The sequence below is a fragment of the Pseudenterobacter timonensis genome (assembly GCF_900021175.1).
In the GTDB taxonomy this organism is placed as follows: Bacteria; Pseudomonadota; Gammaproteobacteria; order Enterobacterales; family Enterobacteriaceae; genus Enterobacter; species Enterobacter timonensis.
In genome coordinates this window covers 301044-323195 of record NZ_FCOP01000011.1, presented here as the reverse complement: position 1 = coordinate 323195, position 22152 = coordinate 301044, and the positions used below count along the sequence as shown (strand labels likewise).

The following is a 22152-nucleotide window of genomic DNA, read 5'->3' as shown; positions in this document are numbered from 1 at the left end:
GTTAAGAATGACTACACGCTATTTTTCGTCGCTTATTGAACAATCGTTGTCTCGCTCAACCGAAGCAACGCTCAGTATTATGGGGATCACAAACCCGAACTTACGCAAGCATCTCGCAGAGCAAATGGGTGCCGATTGTGGGAAATCAGGCTCATTTCTTGCCTCACCAGTATTCCAGCAAATGTTTGGCTGGAAAGAGTCAAATTATACAATGAGCAACCTGACCGAAGGTAAGGCATTACTGAGTAAAGCTGTTGTTGATTCACTTGATGATCATAACAACGGTCGTTACCGTTTTGGTGCAGACTGGAAACCCTTCACTCACCAGCTAGCCAGTTGGAAGGCTTTACTGGAAGATAAACATTCGGTAGTGGTGACAAGTGGTACGGGGTCAGGCAAAACGGAATGTTTTATGGTTCCTGTGCTGGAAGACCTCTACAGAGAATTACATGAAAATGGCAACAACCCACTTGTCGGCGTCAGGGCCCTTTTCCTCTACCCCCTCAATGCCCTAATTAATTCACAGCGGGAGCGCCTGGATGCGTGGACACGTGGATTTGGTACTGGGATCCGTTACTGTCTTTATAATGGCAATACAGAAAATCTTCACGCTTCGGTAAAAAGCGAGCAGGCAAAAAGGCCAAATGAAGTGCTTTCACGCGAAAAGATGCGTGAAGAACCCGCACCAATTCTGGTAACAAACGGCACGATGCTGGAATATATGATGGTCCGCCAAATTGATGCTCCAATTATTCAACAGTCTAAAGCACAAAAATCATTACGCTGGATAGTACTGGATGAAGCGCATACCTATGTCGGATCGCAGGCCGCTGAATTAGCGCTGCAGTTACGCCGCGTGATGACGGCCTTTGGCGTGACGCCAGACGATGTGCGTTTCGTGGCAACCTCTGCAACTATTGCCGGAAGCGATGCCGAAAAACAACTGAAAAAATTCCTCTCTGAATTATCCGGTATACCGCAGGAGCGCATCGACGTACTGGACGGAAGCCGGGTGATTCCGAAACTAGCATCGTGCAAACACGTTTATATTCCTTTAGAAGAAATTGAACAAATCCCTGATACAGACATGAAGGGCGTAAGCCCAGAGCGCTTTGAAGCTCTTACGCATTCACCTGAAGCACATTACTTGCGTGAAATGTTAGTTACTCAGCCGGATCCAATGAAGCTGGATACGATGACGAAGCGGTTGAATACGCTGACCAAGCAGAATTATAGCCAGCAGGAAGTACTTCGCTGGATCGACGTCTGCTCTGGTACACAACCTAATCCTAAAGATCCGGCATTCCTGAAGATAAGAGCGCATATTTTCCAGCGCAATACCCAGGGAGTGTGGGCTTGTGTTGATAAAGAGTGCAGACAAAAGCATGGTACTCCGCTGGAAAAGGGCTGGCCCTTTGGTTATGTGTATGTGAATCAACGGCAAAATTGTGAATGCGGGAGCCCCGTCTACGAACTGGCATTCTGTAATGAATGTAACGAACCGCATCTTCTGGCCCGGGATAAAAATGGCAAACTTGTCCAATGGGAAAATAAAGGTGGCGATGAATTTTCTTTGCAAGATGAGGTGAATGTTGAAAACGACGCTACTGAAGAAAAAGTTGAGAAAGAAAGTAGTTACCGCCCTCCACTTATTATTGCGGCAGAAAAGGCCAGTGAAGCAGGTTATATCCTACAGCGACTCGATCGCAAGACTCGTCGTATTGGTGTAGTTAATAATGAAAGTATTGAACTGATTATTAACGATATTGAACAGGTATGTAGTGCCAGTGGCTGCGGCTACAGAGGCACGAGCGGAAAACAACCTTTCCGCCGCGCATTGTTGGGTGGACCGTTTTATGTCACCAATATTGTGCCAACCGTTCTGGAGTATTGTCAGGACTTTGTCAGCGAAGATGGAAAGGAGGGAGTGGGGCCTGATTCACTGCCAGGTAGAGGCCGCCGTCTCATTACCTTCACCGACAGCCGCCAGGGAACAGCGCGCATGGCGGTACGCATGCAGCAAGAAGCTGAACGCAGTCGCTTACGTGGCAGCGTAGTAGAAATATTGGGCTGGCATCAACGAACACAGACTTCCACCACACCAAATGCCAATACAGATCTGGAAAAGTTAGCAGCGTTGGCAAAACAGGCACGCCAACAGGCCGATGAATTTAGAAGCTGGGGATTACCTGAACAAGCGAAGCTGGCAGAAGTACAGGCTGAGCAGCTTGAACAAGCTTTTCAGGCTGCGACCGGAGGTAACGTAGCGACCATTCTCATTTCCCGAACATGGATAGAAATAGTCAATGAGCTTAGAGAGAAAGCCGATATTAGCGGCCCTATTCTGCAATATAATCACTATCTGAAGCCTGAAATTTTCAACGAAAACGGCGGGCCGCTGAAGCTTTCGGAAATGTTGCTTTTCCGGGAGTTCATGCGTCGTCCTAAACGAACTAACAGCCTGGAAACGCAAGGGCTGGTGCGGGTTGGTTATCAGGGGCTAGAGAAGATTCATAAGATGCCGATGCATTGGCAAGAGCAAGGGCTGACGCTGGATGACTGGAAAGATTTTCTTAAGGTTACTCTGGATCTGTACGTACGTGAAAGCAACTTCACACAACTGGACGATGAGTTAAAAAACTGGATTGGTAGTCGTTTTTCGTCAAAATTCGTCCGTAACCCGGAAACAAAAGATCCTGAAGATAATCAGAACAGACGCTGGCCACAAATTCGTAATGGCAATTTGTCCCATCGTTTGGTGAAGCTATTAATGCTTGGTGCGGGATTAAAAAAAGTAAATACGGCGACGATTGATATTATCAATACATGGTTAAAAGAAGCATGGAACCAGCTTACCGGGTCACTTGCCGTACTGAAGCCTGATGGTAACCGTTTCTATTTGCCGAAAGAGCATTTGACCTTCTCTTTAATCACGGATGCCTGGATTTGTCCGGTCACCAATAAAATTCTGGACACTGCTTTTAAAGGGTTAACCCCATATCTACCCACTCACATTTCCTTTGAACAACTCACCCAGACGCAATATGACGCATTTGTCGCGCAAAAGGTCACCATGCCAGAGATCTGGAAGGTGGATCGCTCACAAGAAGACTACGCTCCGGGTTTGGCTAAAGTACGTGACTGGGTCAGCAACGAGCCGCTGATCGCACAATTGCGTTCGGAAAATGTCTGGACGGATATCAACGATCGTGTCGTAGAAGGTGGCTTCTACTACCGCACTGCAGAGCACTCTGCCCAGCAGTCTTCAGAACGCCTGCAAAGCTACGAAAAGATGTTTAAGAACGGGCAGCTTAATGTTCTCAACTGTTCCACCACCATGGAAATGGGGGTTGATATCGGTGGCATTACCGCCGTGGTGATGAACAACGTACCGCCGCATCCGGCAAATTATTTACAGCGAGCCGGACGAGCCGGACGTAGCAAGGAATCGCGCGCGATATCTTACACATTGTGTAAAGGTAACCCGCACGATCAACAGGTATTTGCCAACCCGCTCTGGCCGTTTGAAACGATGATCCCAGCCCCGATGGTGGCAATGAATTCCGCCCGGCTGGTGCAACGCCACGTCAATGCGTTATTACTGTCCGACTTTTTATGTCACGTTATTGGCGAAACGGATAAAGAAAAAACCAGTCTTGATAGCCTCTGGTTTTTCGGTGAAGACGACGGGCAATCAAAGTGTGAACGCTTTAAAGTCTGGCTTGAACGCCCCGTACTTGATATTGACGCAGCGCTGGAAAGGCTGGTAAAAGGCACGGCGCTGCATGGCGCCAGCTCCCACAAATTGCGAGAGAAAACAGTTGATGCGATTACTTTTCTGCAACAGAGATGGCTTTCCGTCTATCGCGATCTTGTTGCACAGGAACGCGAATCGCAGCCGCAAACGCCTTATCGCAAGCGCATAGAACTGGAAAAAAAACGACATTGTGGCGAATATTTACTGCGCGATCTGGCGGCCAGAACCTTCCTTCCCGGATACGGCTTTCCAACGGATGTGGTGACGTTTGATAACTTCACTATGGAAGACTATATCCGTGAAAAATCACAGAAAAGCCGGGATAAAAAAGATCGCGAAGATAACGTGTCACGTTATAAAGGACTTCCCTCGCGTAACCTGGGCGTTGCCATCCGTGAATATGCACCAGGTGCAGAGATAATTCTTGATGGTAGAGTCTTCCGCTCTGCTGGCGTCTCACTGCACTGGCACAATATTAATGCCGATACCAATGAAGCGCAGCGTCTGGATTGTGCCTGGCGCTGCCACAAATGCGGGACCATCGGCTATGAAGAGGGAATGAGCAGTTCCGGGGTATTATGCTGTACCAACAGCACCTGTGGTGAAAAAATCATCATGGATAATCGCCGCCAGGTGCTGCAGCCTGCCGGGTTTGTAACCGATGCGCATGCGCCGGTGACAAACAACATTGAAGCCATGAAATTTATCCCGGTTGTCCCTGCCTGGGTGTTTGTTAAAGCGGAACCCGTACCGCTGCCTAACCCGACAATGGGGTATATGACGTCTGGTGCTGATGGTCATGTTTTCCAGCAAAGTCTCGGAGAAGGTGGTCATGGTTACGCGTTATGCCTGAGCTGTGGGCGTGCGGAGTCGATGCTGAATGAAAATGATGCACCGAGAAGTATGGAAGCTCACTACCCACCGCGTCCGGGAAAAGCGGACCGCGATAGCCAAAATCAGCGGCTGATTTGCCCCGGTTCGACGGCACTGATGAAAAACGTCACGCTGGGTGCATTAGCGCGAACGGATGTATTTGAAATGGTTCTGCGCAAGCCACAAAACGGTGAATACCTCCCGGATAATACAGAAGAGGGTCGGCTTGTCGCCATGACTCTGGCAGTTGCCCTGCGTCAGACGCTGGCAGGTGTATTGGGTATTTCTGCTGCAGAACTGGGCTACGCCGTGCGTCCAGTCAGACTGGAAGATGGACAATCGGTGTTAGCCGTTCAACTCTACGATGTGATTAGCGGTGGCGCAGGTTTTGCGTCCAGTGCGCCATTACACATTGAGACCATTCTGCTGGGGATGGTGAATCAGCTGGGCTGCAACCATTGTGATACCGCATGCAGTGAATGTTTGCTCGATTCTCAAACCCGCCACGATCATGACCTGCTGGATCGTAAAGCGGCGCTGACCTGGCTTGGGGATGACTTCAGTTTCTACATTGGTTTACCAGATGAAGAGACATTCTCGCTACCAGATGCCCGATATTGCCCGGGACCGATTAGCGATACCCTTCGTCGGGCGATTAACGAGGGAGCTGAAAAACTCACACTGTGGATGAATGGGCCACTCAATGAATGGGATCTTTATGCCCGTCAATTCCGGGCGGCTATTCAGAACTACCGGGTTAAAGACAATGTTGCGGTCGACCTTGTCATTCCTGCTGGCGTCGATGATCCGGAGCTGTTGCATGAGCTTTCGCAGTTTACTGCTTTGGGTGTGCGTTTGTGTCATAGCGAACAGGCTCTGGAATTGCCGATTGTGGCGCAAATCGCCTTTGCCGATCGCATAATGACGCTGGCTTCACGCAGCCAGCAGGCAACTATCCCGGGGCCAGGCTGGCACCTGAATGACAAACTGGTCGTTCGCAGCCTCGGCTATAAAACGGTAAAACTGAACGAGTTTGTTCTACCGGGGAAAGCGGCGAACTCTGTTGAGCGTGTAAAAGACATAGAGATTCATAAACAGTTAAATGGTCCACTTTCGCAGTTCGGACAACTCTTCTGGGACACGCTGTTTAACAGCCATGAAGAAGCACAATCGCTGATGAAAAACCAGCGAATCACCAGCGTTCACTATACCGATCGCTATCTGCAAAACCCGGTTGCGCTGGCACTGCTGGGGGAGATCCTGAAACCGCTAAAAACAAAGCTGACCGATAACGTGGAGCTGAGGCTTGATACGCTGTTTAAGCCCAAAGATCGCCCCGGCAACCGGCCATTTCATGACTGGATGAGCGACGCGGATTTTCAGGATTTCGCCGACCAGTGGTTTGCGGCAGCCATGGGTAGAGCAATAGAACTGACGGTGTTCGATTCACCGCGAGATATTCCACATCATCGTAAGCTGACGGTGGCCTTTGAGGATGGTCAGACGTTGAAGATTCGATTCGACCAGGGAATGGGATACTGGCGTATCGACTTCCCTAACGTTTGGCGTAACTTTGACTTTACTGATGATGTGACTTATCAGCTAGTAAAAATGGCGCAAGCCTGCCAGGAGGGCAAAGTCCTTAATAGCGAGGAGAGCTGGGCAACGGATGTGCTGGTAGAGGTGATGACGTCTTAATGGATTAGCACTCCCAATAAGGAATTGGGAGTGCTAAAACGACTCGAGTCAGCGATAGCCGATAACCATCATTACGCTTTTTTACGCGCGGTTTTTTTACCGCCGCTGGCGGCGCTGGCGGCGCGTTCGGCCTTAATTTTTTCCAGCAGGGCGGCGGCGCTGTTTTCACCACTGATAAGCTCTGGGTTTTCAGCACGCCACTGGGCGGTAAGCTCACCGCGGAAGGCTTTCGCCAGGATTGACTGGGTGAGGTTGTTGACGCGGGCTAAGGCGCTGTTAACCTGTTTTTCAATGGTATCGGCGTAGGCGAAGAGTTGTTCGACGCGGCGGACGATTTCGTGTTGTTCTTTTAATGGTGGGAGTAAAAAACTAAGTCCTTTGATTGATGTTTGGTTAATTGTATTTTGTCCTGCACTTGTTGACAAACTATTACGTAGATAAAATCTACCCTCGCCTTCATTTGCAATGTAAGTTAAAAATCTAGACATAATTTTATTTGAATCTAAGCGTAAACGTATAAAATGATCGCAAAACCCTTCAATATCACCGTTTGATTTATATTCAATAAATCGACCAGCCAAATCCGCGCTTCCATTCACTCTTATAACTAAGATATCACCATCTGCTAATGAATACTTACTTTCTTCTTTAGAGTCTAATTTTATTTTTCTTTCATTGCCAATTATACGCTGAGCGTCTTTAAAATCGGCCAATCTCAAAATAGTAATTTCATTACCATTTAATCCTTGTCTTTTAGACAGCCCATTACTGGAATCGACAATTAAGGCCCCGAGGTTTATAGTATGCCAGCCAATAAGGCTATGGCTATTTCTAGAGGCGGTTGTCAGTTTTCCACTCACTGCCGCAGCCAGGACCGCCTGACGAAAACGTTTCAGGATTTGTGGGATTTGCTCAAGACGTGCTTTGGTGCTGTCTACCTGCGCCAGTAGCGTATCGAGTTTTTCGGCGATGATTTTTTGTTCATGTAATGACGGAAGTTTTATATCATAATCCGTGAAATTACCCATTTTTATATAATTAGTCGCAGAGCCATATTGTTTTTTTTGATTTACTGTCTTCCACCGCCATCTTAAATGATAATAAATAAACTTTGGAGAACATAGAAAATTATATAAAACATAAGTTCTCTGATAGGCTTCAGCTTTACCATTATAATAAAATACTTGGCCTACATTAGCTCCATTACCAGGAAGAATGATTAATTCACCTTCAAAAGTAAATGTATCAGCAGCAAGAGGTTCTAACGCACATGTAAAAAATTTATATTTACCAAAAGCAGAAGCATGGTTTGCATCAACCTTACCTGTTTTAACATCTGAAATATCAAGAAGCTTTATTTTTGGCCAAATGCGCGTATTTTGTAATAACATTATTTCACCTCACCAAACGCTTCATTCAGCAACTGACGCTGCGCATCCGCTTCATCGCCCGCACCCAGCTCGCGCATCAGCGCATCCAGTTCGCTCAGCGCCTCTACTAGCTCACCCATCGCCTCTGCGGCTAACACGTCCGGCTCCGGCAGACTGTCGGCGTCGATGCTGTCTTTATCCTTCAGCCAGGAGATATCCAGCGAATCGGATTTGGCGGTGCGGATCCACTCGCGGCTGAACTTGCGCCAGCGGCTGGTCGCCTGGTGCTGGTCGGTGTCTTTGTTCTCTTCGCTGTCGGCGACTTCGCTCTCTTCAGCGTTAAAGCTCCACTCGCCCTCGGTGCGCGTACTTAAGCCATGCGGATCTTCACCGTAGACGGTTTCAAACGGCTGCAGGTGCTGTTCGGTAAACGGCGTGCGCTTGCCGAAGCTCGGCATATTGGTTCGCAGGTCATACACCCACACGTCATCGGTGCAATTTTTATCCTGATGCGGATTGGCGACCGTGCCTTTGGTAAAGAACAGTACGTTGGTTTTAACGCCCTGGGCGTAAAAGATGCCGGTCGGCAGACGCAGGATGGTGTGCAGATGGCATTTGTCCATCAGGTTGCGACGAATATCGGTGCCCTTACCGCCTTCAAACAGCACGTTATCCGGCACCACCACCGCTGCACGACCGCCGGGGCGCAGGGTTTCGATAATGTGCTGCATAAAGCACAGCTGTTTGTTGCTGGTCGGGTGCACGAAGGTGCGGGTAATGTTGGTGCCCGCGGCGCTGCCAAAAGGCGGGTTGGTGGCGACGATATCGGCCTGCGGTAAATTCTCGCCGTCGCTGCCCAGCGTGTTGCCCAGACGGATGGCGCCACCGTGATCAAGGTTACCTTCAATATCATGCAGCAGACAGTTCATCAGCGCCAGACGACGGGTGCCGGGCACTAGTTCAAGGCCGATAAACGCGCGGTGGATCTGAAAATCCTGGGTGTCACCATCAAGGTCATCCAGATCGTTAGTCTGTGACTTCACGTAACGGTCGGCTTCAATCAGGAAGCCCGCGGTCCCGGCGGCCGGATCCTGCACAACTTCACGCGGCTGCGGCTTCAGCAGATGGATAATAGTTTTGATCAGCGGACGTGGGGTGAAGTACTGACCCGCGCCGGATTTTGTTTCGTTAGCGTTCTTCTGCAGCAGCCCTTCGTACATATCGCCGAAGTCATCGCGAGACTTACCGTGGCTACCGTTATACCAGTCCAGTGAGTCCATATTGCTCACCAGCTCGGTCAGTTGCTTCGGTTGGGTAATGGTGGTGTTGACGTTCTGGAACACCGCCTGCACCAGTTTTTTCTCGTCTGCGCCCAGATGCACCAGCAGGTTACGGTAGAACTGCAACTGCTCCTGGCCAATGCGCGATTTCAGGTCATCCCAGCGGTAGCCTTCTGGCAGGTAGTCCGCTTCCTGGCCGGTCTCTTTACACATTTTCAAAAATAGCAGCGAGGCGAGTTCATTGACGTAGTTTTGATAGGAGACGCCGCCGTCGCGCAGGTTGTCGCACAGTTTCCACAGCTTGGCGACCAGATCGTTATTGTTCATGAAGATCCCATGTAAAACAGCGGCCCTTATTGGGGCCGCAGAAGAAGAAATTGCCGGGGATGATAACGCGTCAGGCGAGCTCATCCCAGATGTAATCGCTGAACTTATCCAACACGCTATCGAGGTTGTCGTCAAAGGTGCGCTGTAACATTGGCTTACCGCCGCGACGGTGGAAATTGCCGGTTTTGAAGACGTCGTCGTCGAGCACCACTTTCTCTTTGAGCGCCTGCGCTAAACGGTCGAGCCAGCTTAGCTGCTCAGGGCTCCAGTCGTTCTCACCTTTGATGCGCGCCAGCGCGTGATCGACACGTTCGTCGAACGGTTTGAGCGCATTGCCCACCGCCGCACGGCGGATATGGCCAATCAGGCGGGCGGCAATATCTTCGTTGCGCGTCTCTTTCCATGCGCTGCGCAGGGATGACTCTTCAAAATGCTGGCGGTCAAACCACTCCTGCAATTCTACCAGCCCTTTACGGGTAAGATCCCGCGGGCGATTGATCACCGCCTGCAGCGCGGGCTGGGCGTTCGGGGCGTGCTGCACCAGCTCATCAAACGCTTCGAGAAAATCCTGCGGCGTGTCGTAGTCGCCATACAGCGATTTGACGCTCACCACCTCATCGTCAATATCAAGGAAGATGGGGGCGTCGCGCAGGGCGTTGATATCGGTTTTCAGCCTTTCGAGGCGCGCGATAAAACCGGGAAGCTTATTGAAAATCTCGGAGCTCCAGTGCGGTCCTTTTTCCCGCAGTCGTGAGACCAGACCGCCAAAGTTGACGCCCGCGGCATCCAGGCACAGCTCGTCCAGACGGCGAACCTGCTTATCCACAGCTTCGCTGCGATCGCGGTTATAAATGGCGAGGCCGATGATTCTCTGCAGCTTAGCGACCAACTGTTCATGGCTGTGCTCGGCAAAAATGCGGCCATCCGCTTCAATGGTTTTGTAGGTTTCTGAGTCGGTAATTTCATTGACCAGCGTTTGCAGTTCCACCTGCGGACGCACAACCACCGGGCGCATGGTATCGACGCTTTCCAGCGAGCTGTAGATATCGACGCAGTCGAAAATCTTAAAGCTGGTTTTCCCTACCGACGGACACAGACGCGTGGCGCGGCCCTTCATCTGCTCGTAGAGAATGCGGCTTTTGACTTTGCGCAGGAACACAATATTGCAGATAGACGGAATATCCACGCCGGTGGTCAGCAGGTCAACAGTGACCACGATATTGGGTAGCCGCTCTTTGTTGAAGCGGACGATCATGCTTTGCACTTTCTTCGCGTCTTTATCGGCATCACCGGTGATCTTGATAATCGCGTCGTGCTCCAGCTGCGGATACTTTTTCTTAAACGCGGTGCGCAGCTCGTCAACCACCATGTCGGCATGGGCGTTGGTGACACAGAACACCAGCGTTTTTTGCTGGCCGGTGGGATCCAGGTATTTGGTGAGCTCACCGCATACCGCACGGTTAAACGCCGGGATCACCAAGCCGCGGTTAAAATCGGCAACCTCAAAATCCTGATCGTCAGCCAGCGTGTCGTTGATCAGCTCACCTTGCGGGTTCAGGCGCTCCACCTGTTCGCCCTCGGAAAGATAGACCCCATCCTGCGCGTTACGTGTGACAATCTGAATGGGGGGATCCTGGTCGATCAAGTAGCCGTCGATCACCGCCGTTCGGTAGGTGTAGCGGTAAACCGGCTCGCCGAAAATATCGACCGTGTGCAGCGCTGGCGTGGCGGTCAGCGCAATTTTTACCGCATCGAAATGATCGAGAATGCGGCGGTAGGCGGAAACATAATCCAGCTGGCTTCGGAACTGCAGCTCGCCTTCGGTCTGCTCTTTATCGAGAATGTAGCCGCGATGTGCTTCATCGACGACAATACAGTCGTAGCGGCCGACCGGCATCGGTTCATCTGATTGCAGTGTGCGTTTAACCAGCGACTGAACCGTGGCGACGTGAATTTTGGTGCTGTCTTCCGGGAATTTATCGGTTAATCCTTTGATATCGAAAATGCTGTTAAAAGTGTCGCCGTTAATCCGTGTATCTTCAAACGATCCCAGCGCCTGCTCGCCGAGCGAGCGACGATCAACCAGGAACAAGACGCGTTTGAAACGCTGCGACTGGATCAGGCGGAACATCAGGGCGATGGCGGTACGGGTTTTACCAGTACCAGTCGCCATCGCCAGCAGGATCTCTTGTTGGCCGTTAACAATGGCCTTCTCTACCGCACGAACGGCATCCTCCTGGTAATAACGCAGACCCAGTTCGCTCATTCCGGAGTTATCGGCAAACCACTGATTCTGTTTTTGCGGGTCGTTGCCCAGCATATCCAGCAGCTCTTCCGGGCGATGCCATTCCGGCAGCGCTTTCGACATATTGGTGGTGTGGCGGACGTCGCGATACCAAATACCGCTTTTGGTTTTCATTGCCGCGCGGTATTCACGCCCGTTGGTGGAGTAGCAAAAGGGGATTTTAAAACTCTGTGTGCCGCTGGTGTCCTGCCAGCTAATTTCGTAAGCAGGTATCGCTTCATGTATTTCATCAGGAGAGTAATGTTCTAACAACGTGTCGCGTAAGAACGCGTTATCGAAGTATTTACTGTAACGATATGATTCGTTGAGTTTGCCGGGAACATCTATATTTTTACGTTTTGCTTCGACCACTGCGATAGGTTTAAGGCCCACGAACAGAACATAATCCGCAAAACCTTGCTTCCCGGTTTCATCTTTGCCAGTTGGCCATTCGGCAATGGCTTTATTTACACTCGGTTCCGGACGCTCGCCTTTGGAGAAACGTAACGTTTTACTATCGGCCTGCCAGCCCGCTTTACGCAGTTGGGCATCAATCAGGAAGCGGCTTTCTTCCTCGCTGAGATTCAGTGTGCGCTTGATAGCCTGGTCGGTAATCTCTTTATGATATGCCTTGCGTTCCTGTTCGGTTTGTTTTGCTAACTCGGCGTTTTTGGCGGCGAGTTGCGCTTCCAGTGCGGCCACGCGTGCTTTGGTTTGTGCTTCGGTTTCCTGCTGTTTGCCTTCGAGAACGGCAATGTAACCGTTGAGTGCAATTAAGCGTTGCTGCTGAGCTTCTAGCTCCGCCTGGCTTAGTACTTTTTCCTGTGTCTGCTGTTCCAGTTGCTGTTTGAGCGTGAGGACTTCGGCGTAGTAGAGCTTCTCACCGTGCTCAGGCAGCATAAAAACCGGCACAGGGAAGTCGTAATCTTTGGTTACCAGCCGGTAATACCAGACGGCAAGACGGAAACCCAGGCGCAGGCACATCTGAGCATCATCCAAATCATTATGGTATTCGTGGACGGCCTGGTTGCCAATTCGGCGCAATTTATGGAATACAGAAAGGATGTTGTCATCAACAAAGGAAATTTTGCCTAGTTCACGCAGAAGATCGTGTTGATTCTCACCGAGGGGGATATCAAGTAGCAGGCCAAGGTGTTTAGCCGTCGCTTCGCCAAACATACGCATTTTCACTAGCGTGGTGTTGGGATCATCCGGGTAATTATTTTCCGCCGCACAGGCGATGGCATAGGTGAAATCGTTGACGCCTTTCAGGAACTCAAAATTGGATTTAGTCATCATTAAGTTTTAATCCATCGCTGTACAAGCCTATCCATATATTTAAGGCTCATAACTCTTTATCTTAGCTTTACACATCTTACCGGGCAATGAGCAACGTCACAGCAACTGACTAATTCTTAAGGGTTCGTCTATTTTGTAGTGCTGTACTAAACACAAAAAGCCCCAAACTCTTCAACCAAGTCAGCTGACCATATCGAACACACTTTTAAATCATAAAATCGATGAATAATTAAAATATTTCAATACATTACCATTATTCCCAAAATCAAACGGGCTAACCCTCTTCTCCCGATTCGCATCAAAATAATCAGCCCACCACTGCAGCATCAACTCCTCTCCCCCAGATGTTCCGCTTTATGGGTATAAGCTGCACGCACAAAACTACGCTCCCAGGCTCATCTGCCGCTCCACTGCATCCTTCGACCACAATCCTGATTCAATAAGTGAGCTACACGCCATCGTCCTGAATCCATGCCCATAAACTTCAACTTTCGTATCGTATCCCATCACTCGCAGAGCCTTGTTAACCGTATTCTCACTCATGGGCTTACGCGGATCGTGATCGCCCACGAAAATCAGCTCTCGGTTCCCATTCATGCTTTTGATCTTTTCCAACATAGCGAGAGCTTGTCGCGACAAAGGAACAAGATGTGGAGTGCGCATCTTCGAACCACGCTGAGAATGCTTGACTCCTTCCAGTGGCTCACGCTCGCCCGGAATCGTCCACATAGCAGTTTGGAAATCCACTTCTGACCAGCGAGCAAAGCGTAGCTCGCTTGAACGGATGAAAACCAACAAGGTGAGTTCAACAGCTAACCGGGTTAACGGCCTACCGGAGTAGTGATCAATTCGATGAAGTAATTCGGGAATGCGGTTAAGTTCTAATGCCGCACGATGCTGTCTTTTAGCCGTAGCAACCGCACCGGCAATCTCTTGCGCGGGGTTGTAGTCGATTAAGCCGCTCTGTACGGCAAAGCGCATAATCTGTACTAGCTCAGACCTGATCTGACAGTTACCGGTTATTTATACAGGTATCTGCCAGATTACATCTGGCTTAAGTTTTTCTCAGCCCAGATGTGTTTTCCATCAAGCAATGTCTCCATTGGCGTCCGGCCACAGCACATTTTCCCCTGATGGGTTCGCTCATTATTATAGTGAGCCAGCCATTCATCAAGATCCGATTGTAATGTATCAAGATCGCCATATAACTTTTTGCGGAACGTCACCTGATAAAACTCGTTCAGTATCGTTTTATGGAACCGCTCGCAGATGCCGTTGGTCTGCGGGGACATTGCCTTCGTTTTCGTGTGTTCGATGTCATTTATCGCCAGATAAAGCTGATAATCATGTTGCTACACTTTACCGCAGTACTCCGTGCCTCTGTCGGTCAGTATCCTCAGCATTGGCAGGCCCTGAGACGCATAAAATGGCAGTACACGGTCATTCAGTAAATCAGCCGCAGTAATCGGCGTTTTAGTGACATAGAGCTTGCAGTGGGCCACCTTAGAGTACGTATCAACGAAGGTCTGCTGATAAATACGCCCGACGCCTTTCAGATTGCCTACATAGAACGTGTCCTGCGAACCCAGATACCCCGGATGAGCCGTTTCGATTTCGCCACAGGCCTCGTCATCACTGGCTTTACGCTCCAGCGCCGCGATTTGGCTATCGGTCAGTTCAATGCCATCGCGGGCCACTTTTTCTTCCAGTGCTTTCAGCCGTTTTTTGAAGTTTTCAAGATTATGGCGTAACCAGACAGAACGGACACCACTGCCGGAGATAAAAACGCCCTGTTTGCGCAGCTCGTTGCTGGTCCGGTGCTGACCGTGCGCCGGGAAAGCGACGGCGTAATCAATAACAGCCTGCTCAGTTGCCTCATCGGTACGGTTCTTCAGGTTAGGGGCGCGGCGACTACGATTAATCAGTGCATCCACGCCGCCTTCATCGGCCAGTTCGCGATAACGATAAAATGTATCCCGCGAAACGCCCATGATTTTACAGGCTTTGGATACGTTGCTGAGTTCTTCAGCCAGATTGAGTAAACCGGCTTTGTGTTTGATGACGGGATTGGTAGTATGAAGCATGAGAGTTACCTCGTGTTTTGTATAAGGATTCGACACCCATATCAAAACCGGTAACTCTCAACCTTTCAAGGCCATGTGTCAGATCAAGTCGCGACTAATACACCTAAAAATATCCCACCATTCTCGGCACAGCATCATCACTATCTAAAATGGCATCGAGAAAATATATTAAGATCATGATATTATTTTCGTGGAAACAGTTGCACAAAAACACGCCAATTAAAAGCATGCTTCCTGAAGTATATAAATAGATGAAATTAAGTATTTGTTAATCTATTCAGTGAAGCTTAAAGCAGACATCCAACCATCCTCATGTTCAGATGCCTGCTTTACTGACATTTTTTTATCAAAGGTCCTCTTGGAGATAGATCGCCAGCAACACTATGTCGTATGTTGCAAATACTATACTCAATAAGGCTTATCTATTTCCCTGAATTAATTTTCGCAAAATCAAACGGACTCACTACCCCTTCCCGATTAACATCCAGAAAATCAGCCCACCACTGCAGCATCAGTCTGCGCTCATCCAGATGCTCAGCTTTATGAATGTAAGCAGCACGTACTGAGTTACGTTCCATATGGCTCATTTGCCGTTCCACGGCATCCCTCGACCACAATCCAGACTCAATCAACGAACTACAGGCCATTGTTCTGAAACCATGTCCACAAACCTCTACCTTCGTGTCATAACCCATAACGCGCAGCGCCTTGTTCACCGTGTTCTCACTCATCGGTTTGCGATGGTCGTGATCGCCAATGAAAACAAAATCGCGATCGCCACTAAGTTTGTGTACCTGTTTAAGGATTGCTAACGCCTGACGAGATAACGGCACCAAATGAGGTGTGCGCATTTTTGAGCCACGCTGTGAGTGTTTTACCCCTTCGATAACTTCTCGCTCGGCTGGAATCGTCCACATTGATGTTTCAAAATCGATCTCAGACCATCGAGCAAAACGCAATTCGCTGGAACGAATGAAAACAAGAAGGGTTAGCTCAACAGCAAGGCGAGTTAGAGGCCTGCCGGTATAGTTATCAATCCGTTGAAGTAGTTCGGTAATACGTTTCAACTCTAACGCAGGTCTATGCTGACGGTTACTCGAAGCGACAGCACCAACCATCTCTTGCGCGGGATTGTAATCAAGTAAACCACTCTGAACGGCATATCTCATAATTGCAGTAGTGCGCTGCTGTAGACGGGATGCCACCTCTAGTCGCCCCGACAACTCTACCGCTTTGATTGGGGCTAGCAGGTCTCGAGTTTTGAGATCAGCAATATTCCGCTTACCAATGGCGGGAAAGAGATTGTCCTCCAGGCTTTTCAGCACTCGTCGGCTATGTTCTTCCGACCACTTTTTATTTGTGGTATGCCACTCAATAGCAAGCTGTTCGAAAGTACGTGCTTCTTCCTGCTCAACCTTATCATTTTTCTTTTTATCTCCCGGATCGATGCCATTTGCCAACAACTTACGAGCCTCATCACGACGAGCTCTGGCATCTGCAAGAGACACTTCTGGATATACACCCAAAGCCAGCATCTTTTGCTTTCCACCAAAGCGGTACTGCAGACGCCAGTATCTTGAACCATTTGGGTGGACGAGAAGATGCATACCGCTGCCATCGGTCAGTTTGTATTGCTTATCCGTTGGCTTGGCTGTTCTGACCTTGATATCTGTTAACGCCATGCTTATCCCCTTCCTGTTGGTACAAGCATTATCGAACCGTAAATACCATCATCTGTACCAACATGTGTTGGTAGATGTACGTTGATGTAGGTTGACCTTGAGAGAGTTAATATAGCGGGAAAGGTAGATAAATACTGGATTTTAGACATAAAAAAAGACCTCAGTTGAGGTCCATTTACATGCTTTTGGTGCGAAGGCCGGACTCGAACCGGCACGTATTTCTACGGTCGTTCGCTTGTCTGGCAAGCTCCTGTAATGCTTTGAATCAACTGCAAAAACAGGAAAAGACTTCGACATTTCACACTATTCAAATTCAAGTGCAAAAGCCCTGACAAAATAGCTGGGGTTTGCATGATTTACAAGAGAGATCGTTACTTAGTTTTAGATCCATGCGGAAACTATCTGGTGAGGATCGCCATACCGAAGTACATGCGTCACCTGTTCGGAGGACGACGTAACTACGTGAAGAGCACAGGGACACGCGATGTGCGCGAAGCCCGTCTCTTTCGTGATGCGGTTGCTCTGGAGTGGTTTAAGATTCGTAACCTGATAAAGCCGCAGCGTGATCGAGGCTCGAAGGTAGAGCAAATCCTCAATGAACTACGTCAAGTTGGTACGTATGCACATGAAGCGCCGGAGCCATTAAGCCCTCCTGTAATGAGTTGCCCCTCCCTCTTGAGGATGCGGGATCAGTACATTCTCCAGTTCAGCGAGAAGCGCAAGCTCACCACCCTATCGAAGACAAACAAAGCCGTAGAAGTTTTCTTAGAACATCTCAATAAGCGCGATGTTCAGCTTCGTGACATTAACCGAACCACTGTTACAGGCTGGCTTGATAAGCTCAAGACGGAGAAAGCACCACAGACCATACAAAACTACGTTAGTGCATTGGCTCAGATCTGGGATCTGGCTCGTAACCGTTATCACGATGCACCGCAGGAAAATATCTGGCGAGGCCATGCTCTGGAGGCCAAAAGTAGCAAGGTGAGCTATGAGGTGTTTGAACCTGGAGAATTGGCGAAGGTATTCGCTGTAATGGCAGATGATGAAGAGATGCAGAACGTAACACTGATCGGGATGTATAGCGGGATGAGATTGAATGAGATCTGTTCTTTACGTACAGCCAACATCCGAGAGATTGAGGGGGTGTTATGTTTCGAAGTAACTGAGGGAAAGACAAAATCAGCCGTCCGCATTGTTCCCGTGCATAGCCTTATCACTCCGTTAGTGTTGTCTCTACGTGAGAAGCCTTACAACGGTTTTTTATTCTATCGTGCTTCAATCACTGACCGTGCAGACGGAAAGCGCTCTACGTGGCATTCACAGCGTTTTACCAGGGCTAAACGCAAGGCATTAGGCGAAGCGGGATCAGAGTTAAAAGTTTTCCACAGTTTACGCCACCAAGTGGCGCAAATGCTGGACAGGGGCGGCATTGGCATAGAGAAGTTAAAGCCTGTTCCAGAAGACCGCATTGCCTTGCTACTTGGCCATGAGCGCGGCTCTACAGAAAGTTTCAAGACGTACAGCAAGAATGCGGCCTCTCCGGTGGAGCTAAGACAATATATCGAGTTGTTACGTTATCCAGAGATTGAGAACCAATGAAAAAGGGTATGCATTCGGGGATAATAATCGCACGATAAAATCGGATAAATATCATACTATTTAACCAGTTAAAAACTCCAAATAGAAATACAAATCTTCAAATTAACAGAATAAAACACCGCACAAATAATCAAAAATGAAGTGATCAAGTGAAGTTGCTACAACATCTTGTCAAGCGAAGCGGAGATAGTTAGCATAACACTATATATAGTGCCCATAAGGAAGATAAGCACTATATATTTCACCTCAACTGCCCAGAAGGACTAAAGTCATGGCTAAAAACCCAAAGCAAACGTCAAGGAATGTTGGTTCTCTCGCTGGTCAAACTCTGTCCGATCCAAACGCCTCGAAACTACAAAAGCGCTTGGCAGCCTCTGCTCTTTCTCAGCGTGCCCCCTCCAGCCATACCAGCGAAACTATGGAAACGGTTGCAGCTAAGGCTCTCGATAACCCGCGCTCAAGCGAAAAAACCAAACGGCTTGCAGCAACGGTGTTAGCTCAGTCAACAAAATAAGCTACGAAAAAAGGGGCCTTAGGCCCCTTTATTTTCATAGTCATCTTCATCAGGAGAGCTAATAAGATGTATTGCTTTCCAACAAAGAAATATAGTGGCTATTCGTGCAGCTTCACCAACTCCCTGCTTACATGCGACCGCAAATGCCTGATTTTGAATATCGGCCCAATCAAACTTGAATGCATTCAAATCAGAAAATGAAACTTTGTAGTCATGCTTATGAGCATAGTTATTTCTAACTTTGTTTATCGCCTTAAAAGCTGAATAATAATGCTCATCAATCAACCCCATCGATAAGGCAAGATCTACCTTTAAATCAAATGACCGATTTCCTTTAAAAAAGGCTTTAGGTTCAACAAGGTTTCTGGATATAAGGGTTTCAAGCACTTTTTCAATAAATATATGACCTTTAAGAATCGGTGAAAGCTCTTCCTCATCAAACACAAGGCGTTCCATCGCGTGGTGATCAAGCTCACGATAAGATAAGTCGTCAAAGTTCATTTTTTCCCTTATGCATTTGGTTCAAATACATTATTTTACCATAGCAACGTTTAGGTTATTTACATTGAAAGAAAATAATAAAGGAGTTTTACACACACTTTATTTTAGCCACCTGTTGATGACTGTCCACTACTCATTTGTAGCGTTAAGCTCTGCATAAAGCTTGCCTGACTTGCTTTAGCCTGGAAATCTACATAATCAGCAAGGCGTGAGGTGTCACTTTGAATAGTTAGAGGTACGGTAGGCTCAACTGTTAGATTGAATATTGGACTCAGATTGTAAGCTGGCACATTGGCGCTATTGAGCGACATTGCACTATTACGTAATGCCTCACCATTCAGGTCGTAACCACTTGCCGCTGTTCCTGCTTGCTGATTACCGAAGCCCAGCCAATCTTTGATAGCTGGAGCCACTGAACGGGTATCGAAGCCCGTCTTATCAGCGATCCACTGCGCAGTATCATTGGCAGAGCCTGTAACAGCACCATTGTAAGTATCCCGCATAATCGTGCCATTCACATTTAGAGATCCTCCGGCATAATCAATCTGCCAACAAAGGAGATCGCTATGCGTAAAGCCCGTTTTACTGAGCATCAGATCATCGCCGTGATTAAGTCGGTTGAAGCCGGACGAACGGTTAAGGATGTCTGCCGGGAGGCCGGTATCTCTGAAGCGACTTACTACAACTGGAAGTCTAAATACGGCGGTATGGAAGCTTCTGATATTAAAAAGATCAAGGAGCTTGAGGACGAGAACCGACGCCTCAAACAAATGTTTGCCGACCTGAGCCTTGAGAACCGGGCGCTGAAAGACGTTATCGAAAAAAAGCTTTAAAACCAGCCTTTAAGCGTGAGCTGGTCACTCATCTGATAACGGCATTCGGACTCAGTATCCGTCAGGCCTGTCGGAGTCTCAATCTGAGCAGAACGGTTTATCATTACCGTCCGGATACCACGCGTGATGAACCCGTTATTACCGCATTGCAGGCGGCAGCTGAACGATACCCACGATACGGTTTTCCAAAACTTTTCCAGGTTCTGCGGCGGCAGGGATACGCGTGGAATCACAAAAGGATCCATCGTATTTATTGTTTGCTGAAGCTGAATTTTCGCCGTAAGGGTAAACAACGGCTGCCGGTGCGTAATCCCTCGCCACTGGCCACACCGGAAGCGCTGAACCAGAGTTGGTCTGTCGATTTTATGCATGATGCCCTGGTCTGTGGCCGTCGTTTTCGCACGTTCAATGTCGTTGATGACTTTAACCGTGAGGCGTTGTCGATTGAAATAGATCTGAATCTGCCAGCTCCGCGAGTGGTCCGTGTGCTCGACAGGATCGCGGCAAATCGCGGCTATCCGCTCATGCTACGCATGGATAATGGACCGGAATTTATCTCGCTGGCACTGGCTGAATGGGCAGAGAAACATGCAGTAAAGCTGGAGTTTATCCAGCCGGGTAAGCCGACACAGAACGCTTTTATTGAGCGTTTTAACAGGACATATCGTACAGAAATACTCGATTTTTATCTGTTCAGAACGCTGAATGAAGTGCGGGAAATCACGGAAAGATGGGTGTCAGAATATAACTGTGAACGCCCTCATGAATCACTGAACAATATGACGCCGGAGGAATATCGGCAACACAATCATTTGGCCGGGATCTCAAAAAATGCCTGGTGTAGTGGTCAACTAAAACTGGCCACGGCTTTAGATTTTTTCCAGTATCGGTTTTCCGATTCGTTTGGCGGTAACCCACCGTTATAGTCATGCGGCCTGAGCGAGCTGTAATACCCGACGATATAGTCTGTGATCGCATGAGCAGCTTCGCTAAAGTTTATATAGCCTGTCACTGGCACCCACTCGTTTTTCAGACTTCTGAAGAAGCGTTCCATCGGGCTGTTATCCCAGCAGTTTCCGCGTCGGCTCATACTTTGCCTGATCCGGTAACGCCACAATAACTGCCGGAACTGCCTGCTTGTGTAGTGGCTACCCTGATCACTGTGGAACATCACTCCTGCTGGTTTACCTCGGGTTTCCCACGCCATTTCCAGCGCTTTGATGGTTAGCTTGCTGTCCGGTGAGAATGACATTGCCCAGCCTACCGGTTTCCTGGCGAACAGATCGAGAACAACGGCGAGGTAAGCCCATCGCCTGCCTGTCCAGATATACGTCACATCGCCGCACCACACCTGATTAGGCTCTGTCACTGCGAACTGTCGCTCAAGGCGATTCGGGATAGAGATGTGTTCATGACCACTACGTTTATATCGGTGGGTCGGCTGCTGACAACTCACCAGACCCAGTTCTTTCATGATCCTTCCGGCAAGCCAGCGTCCCATTCTGAAGCCTCTCAGGGTTGCCATAATGGCGATACTTCTCGCGCCAGCAGAGCCATGGCTAATGTTATGCAGCTCCAGAACCTGACTACGTAATACAGCCCGCTTGCCGTCTGGCTTTTCAGGGCTATTTTTCCAGTATTTGTAACTGCTGCGATGAACCCCGAACACGTGGCAAAGTGTGACCACAGGATACTGCGCCCTGAGTTTCTCGATTAACGAGAACTGTTCAGGGAGTCTGACATCAAGAGCGCGGTAGCCTTTTTTAATATTTCATTTTCCATTTCAATACGTTGTAGCTTTTTCTTCAGCTCACGTATTTCAATCTGTTCCGGGGTTATAGGGGAGGCTTTAGGTATTTTACCCTGTCGTTCATCCCGCAACTGCTTTACCCATCGAGTCATGGTAGAAAGACCCACATCCATAGCACTGGCCGCAGCTGTAACGGTGTAGTTCTGATCAAGGACCAGTTGAGCGGATTCGCGTTTAAACTCTGCGCTGAAATTTCTTTTTTTCATTGAGGCACCTGTAATGTTCTGAGATGAGCATA

The 22152-nt window shown here is 48.8% G+C and carries 8 protein-coding genes and 6 pseudogenes; 4 read left to right on the top strand and 10 right to left on the bottom strand.

Features of this window, described 5'->3' with window-relative positions:
• The first annotated feature begins 7 nt into the window (after positions 1 to 7).
• A complete protein-coding gene (locus BN3796_RS07875) occupies positions 8 to 6328 on the top strand; it encodes a DEAD/DEAH box helicase (protein WP_061707817.1) in 6321 nt (2106 codons plus the stop codon).
• Between the two features lie 71 nt (positions 6329 to 6399).
• Here BN3796_RS07875 and BN3796_RS07870 read toward each other — a convergent pair.
• The 7 genes and pseudogenes from BN3796_RS07870 to BN3796_RS07845 all read right to left on the bottom strand — a co-directional run.
• Positions 6400 to 7314, bottom strand: a pseudogene (locus BN3796_RS07870) (restriction endonuclease subunit S); the annotation flags it as partial.
• Positions 7291 to 7719: pseudogene (locus BN3796_RS21170) on the bottom strand (restriction endonuclease subunit S); the annotation flags it as partial. The pseudogenes BN3796_RS07870 and BN3796_RS21170, both read right to left, overlap by 24 nt.
• A complete protein-coding gene (hsdM, locus tag BN3796_RS07865) occupies positions 7719 to 9305 on the bottom strand; it encodes a type I restriction-modification system methyltransferase (RefSeq protein ID WP_061707816.1) in 1587 nt (528 codons plus the stop codon). The gene hsdM and the pseudogene BN3796_RS21170, both read right to left, overlap by 1 nt.
• Positions 9306 to 9375: 70 nt before the next feature.
• Positions 9376 to 12888, bottom strand: coding sequence for a type I restriction-modification system endonuclease (hsdR, locus tag BN3796_RS07860; RefSeq protein WP_061707815.1), 3513 nt, complete (start codon positions 12886 to 12888; stop codon positions 9376 to 9378).
• A gap of 210 nt (positions 12889 to 13098) precedes the next feature.
• A pseudogene (locus BN3796_RS07855) lies at positions 13099 to 13872 on the bottom strand (tyrosine-type recombinase/integrase); the annotation flags it as partial.
• A 59-nt stretch (positions 13873 to 13931) separates the two neighbouring features.
• Positions 13932 to 14972, bottom strand: a pseudogene (locus tag BN3796_RS07850) (IS481 family transposase).
• A gap of 422 nt (positions 14973 to 15394) precedes the next feature.
• Positions 15395 to 16654: a tyrosine-type recombinase/integrase gene (locus BN3796_RS07845; protein ID WP_061707814.1), complete on the bottom strand. Its 1260-nt coding sequence runs from the start codon at positions 16652 to 16654 to the stop codon at positions 15395 to 15397.
• 351 nt (positions 16655 to 17005) lie between these two features.
• Between BN3796_RS07845 and BN3796_RS07840 the strand changes: the two genes are divergently transcribed.
• Complete coding sequence (locus BN3796_RS07840; RefSeq protein ID WP_061707813.1) at positions 17006 to 18256, top strand: site-specific integrase; 1251 nt, start codon at positions 17006 to 17008, stop codon at positions 18254 to 18256.
• 271 nt (positions 18257 to 18527) lie between these two features.
• A complete protein-coding gene (locus tag BN3796_RS20070) occupies positions 18528 to 18770 on the top strand; it encodes a hypothetical protein (protein WP_073885155.1) in 243 nt (80 codons plus the stop codon).
• Between the two features lie 18 nt (positions 18771 to 18788).
• On the opposite strand, the gene BN3796_RS07835 is transcribed toward BN3796_RS20070, so the two are convergent.
• Both BN3796_RS07835 and BN3796_RS20960 read right to left on the bottom strand, forming a co-directional pair.
• The gene (locus BN3796_RS07835) at positions 18789 to 19271 is read right to left on the bottom strand and encodes a hypothetical protein (protein ID WP_061707812.1); all 483 of its coding nucleotides are present in this window, start codon (positions 19269 to 19271) and stop codon (positions 18789 to 18791) included.
• 104 nt (positions 19272 to 19375) lie between these two features.
• Positions 19376 to 19561, bottom strand: a pseudogene (locus BN3796_RS20960) (hypothetical protein); the annotation flags it as partial.
• 276 nt (positions 19562 to 19837) lie between these two features.
• Between BN3796_RS20960 and BN3796_RS20565 the strand changes: the two are divergent.
• Positions 19838 to 20943: pseudogene (locus BN3796_RS20565) on the top strand (IS3-like element ISEcl10 family transposase); the annotation flags it as partial.
• An 8-nt stretch (positions 20944 to 20951) separates the two neighbouring features.
• On the opposite strand, the gene BN3796_RS07815 reads toward BN3796_RS20565, so the two are convergent.
• A protein-coding gene (locus BN3796_RS07815) for an IS3 family transposase (RefSeq protein ID WP_148381775.1) occupies positions 20952 to 22120 on the bottom strand; the annotation gives its coding sequence in 2 pieces (ribosomal slippage) (positions 20952 to 21871 and positions 21871 to 22120; 1170 coding nt in all).
• Positions 22121 to 22152: the final 32 nt, after the last annotated feature.